The sequence below is a fragment of the Amaricoccus sp. genome (assembly GCF_036846665.1).
GTDB lineage: Bacteria > Pseudomonadota > Alphaproteobacteria > Rhodobacterales > Rhodobacteraceae > Amaricoccus.
Genome location: NZ_DAIUBO010000305.1, coordinates 1 through 3,951 on the forward strand (window position 1 = coordinate 1; position 3,951 = coordinate 3,951).

General features: G+C 68.7%; 4 protein-coding genes. 1 reads left to right on the forward strand and 3 read right to left on the reverse strand.

What is annotated here, in order from left to right; all coding sequences use genetic code 11:
- Nucleotides 1–383: 383 nt before the first annotated feature.
- The 3 genes from V7050_RS19210 to gabT form a co-directional block, all read right to left on the reverse strand.
- Nucleotides 384–872, reverse strand: coding sequence for a GFA family protein (locus V7050_RS19210; RefSeq protein WP_324365438.1), 489 nt, complete (start codon nucleotides 870–872; stop codon nucleotides 384–386).
- Between the two features lie 253 nt (nucleotides 873–1,125).
- Nucleotides 1,126–2,340, reverse strand: coding sequence for an acyl-CoA dehydrogenase (locus V7050_RS19215; RefSeq protein ID WP_324365439.1), 1,215 nt, complete (start codon nucleotides 2,338–2,340; stop codon nucleotides 1,126–1,128).
- Between the two features lie 10 nt (nucleotides 2,341–2,350).
- Entirely contained in the window at nucleotides 2,351–3,649 is a 1,299-nt protein-coding gene (gene gabT / locus V7050_RS19220; protein WP_324365440.1) for a 4-aminobutyrate--2-oxoglutarate transaminase, read from the reverse strand.
- A 116-nt stretch (nucleotides 3,650–3,765) separates the two neighbouring features.
- On the opposite strand from gabT, the gene V7050_RS19225 reads away from it, so the two are divergent.
- The coding region (locus tag V7050_RS19225; protein WP_324411057.1) for a helix-turn-helix domain-containing protein at nucleotides 3,766–3,951 on the forward strand (186 nt) is incomplete at its 3' end.

Consider the following 3,951-nt stretch of genomic DNA (forward strand, 5'->3'; position numbering starts at 1 on the left):
TGCGGCTTGCGCCTCCGGGCGACCGGACCGGGCGACGCGCCACCGGCGCCTCGCCTCTCCGGTCCGGGGACATGCGGCGCGGGCCGCGCGGAGCGCGGCCTTTTCCCTGTCCCGAGAGTCAGCCTCAGGATCGGTCAAACGGAAGCGCCGCTGGTATCAGACCATGCTTTGTCAGAAGAATAGTCGCCTTCCGAAACCCGAAAAAATGGCAAGCCTGTTTCCAGCCGCTTTCCAGCCGGATTCCGGCCCCGGAAAACGTCGCCGTTTCAGGGCTTTGCGCCGACTTCGCCGAACCCCGACGATTCGCCCGGAAACCCCGGATCGGAACCCGGTCGAAGGCATCGCACCGGCGGTCGGTCGGCCCGACTCGAACCGCCTGCCGCCTACCGCTCCATCCCCAGCCGCTCGTGCCAGGCGGCAATGCTTTCGCTGGGATAGGCGTCGAAGGTCTTGTCCTTCGGGCCGAGGCAGGGCTCCGCCCAGTTCGCCCTGCTGCCGAGCATCAGATGCGTGCGCTCGGGCGGCACCGGCAGCTCGGTGTCGATGGCCGAGGCGTGCGGGTGCACCAGCTCCGGCCAGCGCGGGTCCCAGACCCAGAGGGCCGAGCCGCAGAGGCCGCAGAACTTGCGCTCTCCGAGGCTGCGGGAGTCCGCGCCCGTGTCGGGGTCGTGCAGCAAGGCATTGTAACTGCGGATATTCTCCTCGCCTTCGACCACGAGCGTGTCAGTCTCGCCGCCGATGTTGATGGCATAGCCGCCCGCCCCGGCGGTCTTGCGGCAGATCGAGCAGTAGCAGAGGTTGAACGGCACGGGATGGCGCGACTCCAGGCTGAAGCGCACCGCGCCGCAATGGCAGGATCCCTCGAGATGCATGGAAGCTCTCCCAGCTGTCCGGCCGCCCGGCGCATTCCGGCCCGCCGGCTCGGCCGATCCGTTTCTCCGTCCCGGGGTCGAAGGCCACGGCCTTCGCCATGTTGAAGGCGAAGGGCATGTGGCCGCCGACCTTCACGACCGCGTCGGCGCGGAGCATCCCGACCGCCGCGCTCGCTGCCCACGAAGCTATCCGATCCCGGCCGCTGCGCAACACGGCGCTCGCTTCCGGTGCATTGCCTCGCGACGGGACCTGTCAGAAGAACGCCTGCAGCCCGGTCTGCGCCCGGCCGAGGATCAGCGCGTGGATGTCGTGGGTGCCCTCGTAGGTATTCACCGACTCCAGGTTCACCATGTGCCGGAAGACCGGAAATTCCTCGGAGATGCCGTTGCCGCCGAGCATGTCGCGCGCGGCGCGGGCCACGTCGAGGGCCTTGCCGCAATTGTTGCGCTTCACCAGGCTGATCATCTCCGGCGCCGCCCGGCCCGCATCCATCAGCCGCCCGACCTGCAAGGACGCCTGCAGGCCGAGCGCGATCTCGGTCTGCATGTCCGTCAGCTTCTTCTGGTAGAGCTGCGTCTGCGCGAGCGGTCGCCCGAACTGCCTGCGGTCGAGCCCGTAGCTCCGGGCCGCGTGCCAGCAGGCCTCCGCCGCGCCCATCACGCCCCAGCTGATGCCGTAGCGCGCCCGGTTGAGGCAGCCGAAGGGTCCCTTCAGCCCCTCCGCATCGGGCAGGAGCGCCTCCTCGCCCACCTCGACGCCGTCCATGACGATCTCGCCGGTGATCGAGGTCCGGAGCGAGAGCTTGCCGCCGATCTTCGGCGCCGACAGGCCCTCCATGCCCCTTTCCAGGACGAAGCCGCGGATCCTGCCGCCATGCGCCTCGGATTTCGCCCAGACGACGAAGACATCGGCGATCGGCGCGTTCGAGATCCACATCTTCGAGCCGGTCAGCCGGTAGCCGCCTTCGATCCGCTCCGCCCGCGTCTTCATGCTCCCGGGGTCCGAGCCGGCATCCGCCTCCGTCAGGCCGAAGCAGCCGATCCACTCGCCGCTGGCGAGCCGGGGCAGATATTTCTCGCGCTGTGCCTCGCTGCCATAGGCATAGATCGGATACATCACCAGCGAGCTCTGCACGCTCATCATGGAGCGATAGCCGCTGTCGACGCGCTCGATCTCCCGGGCGACCAGCCCATAGGCGACATAGCTGCCGCCGAGCCCGCCGTAGGCCTCCGGGATGGTGACGCCCAGAAGGCCCATGCCACCCATCTCGCGGAAGATCTCCGGCTCGGTGACCTCGTCGCGGAAGGCGCCGCGCACGCGGGGTGCCAGCTTGTCCTCGGCATAGGCGCGGGCCGCGTCGCGCAGCATGCGCTCGTCTTCGGAGAGCTGCCCCTCCAGGCGCAGGGGATCGTCCCAGGCGAAGGGTCCGAGATCGGGTCTGCTTCGGGGGTCGAGATCCTTGGGCATCCGTGCCTCCTCAGGCGGCTTGGAGTTGCCGGGCGGCGGCGGCGACGGCGGCCTCGATGACGCCCAATCCCTCGTCCAGCACCTCGGTTTCGATCGTGAGCGGCGGCAGCAGGCGAACGACATTGCCGTAGACGCCGCAAGCCAGAAGGATCAGCCCGCGCGCCTCGGCCTCGGCCACTATGGCGCTGCAGAGCGATGCGTCGGGCGTGCGCGTCGTCCGGTCCGACACCAGTTCGAAGGCCACCATGGCCCCCTGGCCGCGAACCTCGCCGATGCCCGATCCCTCCGGTGTCGCGGCCAGCGCGGTCAGCCGCTCCCGTATCGTCCGGCCGATGCCGGTCGCACGGGCGCAGAGATCCTCTTCCGCGATCACGTCGAGCACCGCGTTGGCGGCCGCGACGGACATCGGGTTGCCGGCATAGGTCCCGCCGAGCCCGCCGACGCCGGGCGCATCGACGATCTCGGCGCGGCCGGTAACGGCGGAAAGCGGAAAGCCGCCGCCGAGACCCTTGGCCATGCAGACCAGATCGGCGGCGACACCGGCATGCTCGAAGGCGAAGAGCCTGCCCGTCCGCCCGATCCCAGCCTGCACCTCGTCGGCGATCAGCACCATGCCGTGCTCGTCCGCGATCCTGCGCAGTTCCTGCAGGAAGGCGGCGGGCGCCGGATAAAAGCCGCCTTCGCCCTGCACCGGCTCGACGATCATCGCCGCGACCCGGTCGGGATCGATGGAACTGCGCAGCAGGCGGCGCAATTCCTCCAAGGCGGCCTCGCTCGTCACGCCGTGGAACTCGTGCGGGAAGGGCGCGTGGTGGATCTCCGGCGGCATGGCGCCGAATCCCTTCTTGTAGGGCGCAACCTTGCCGCAGAGGGCCATGCCCATCAGCGTCCGCCCGTGGAAGGCACCGGAGAAGGCGATGACCCCGGACCTCCCGGTGAAGGCGCGGGCCATCTTGACGGCGTTCTCCACCGCCTCGGCGCCGGTCGTAGCCAGCATGGTCTTCTTGGGGAAGTCGCCGGGCGTGGCGGCGTTCAGGCGCTCGGCCAGCCGCACGTAGCCCTCGTAGGGCGCGACGTGGAAGCAGGAATGGGTGAAGGCCTCGGCCTGTTTCGCCACCGCGGCCATGACCTTCGGATGCCGATGGCCGGTGTTGTTGACGGCGATCCCGGCCGCGAAGTCGATGAAGCGGCGTCCGTCCTCGTCCCAGAGTTCGGCATTCCTCGCCCGGCTCACGGTGACGGCGCGGGTCGCGACACCCCGGGCGACCGCCCGGTCCTTGCGGCGAACCAGATCCTCGGAACGTGACATTTCGGCCTCCCGATTCGATATGCGCCCAGCAGGTATCAGCGCCCAGTATTTTGAGCAATGGGATTTTGAATATTGTGCAGGCAAACCGCCGTTGCTACCGTGGCGCCATGGAAGATTTGGCTTCGGATCCGGATTTCGACGTGGGCGAGCGGCTCAGGGCCCTTCGCAGCCATGTCGGGCTTTCGCAGCGGCGGCTCGCCGATCTCGCGCAGGTGCCCCATGGCCTGATCTCGATGATCGAGACCAACCGGAGCAGCCCTTCGGTCTCGTCGCTGCGCAAGATATTGGGCGGCCTCGGAATC

Bases quoted from the DNA above. Each gene is read 5' to 3' on its own strand.
- V7050_RS19215 (WP_324365439.1), bottom strand. From the start codon at position 2,340: ATGCCCAAGGATCTCGACCCCCGAAGCAGACCCGATCTCGGACCCTTC.
- V7050_RS19210 (WP_324365438.1), bottom strand. From the start codon at position 872: ATGCATCTCGAGGGATCCTGCCATTGCGGCGCGGTGCGCTTCAGCCTG.
- gabT (WP_324365440.1), bottom strand. From the start codon at position 3,649: ATGTCACGTTCCGAGGATCTGGTTCGCCGCAAGGACCGGGCGGTCGCC.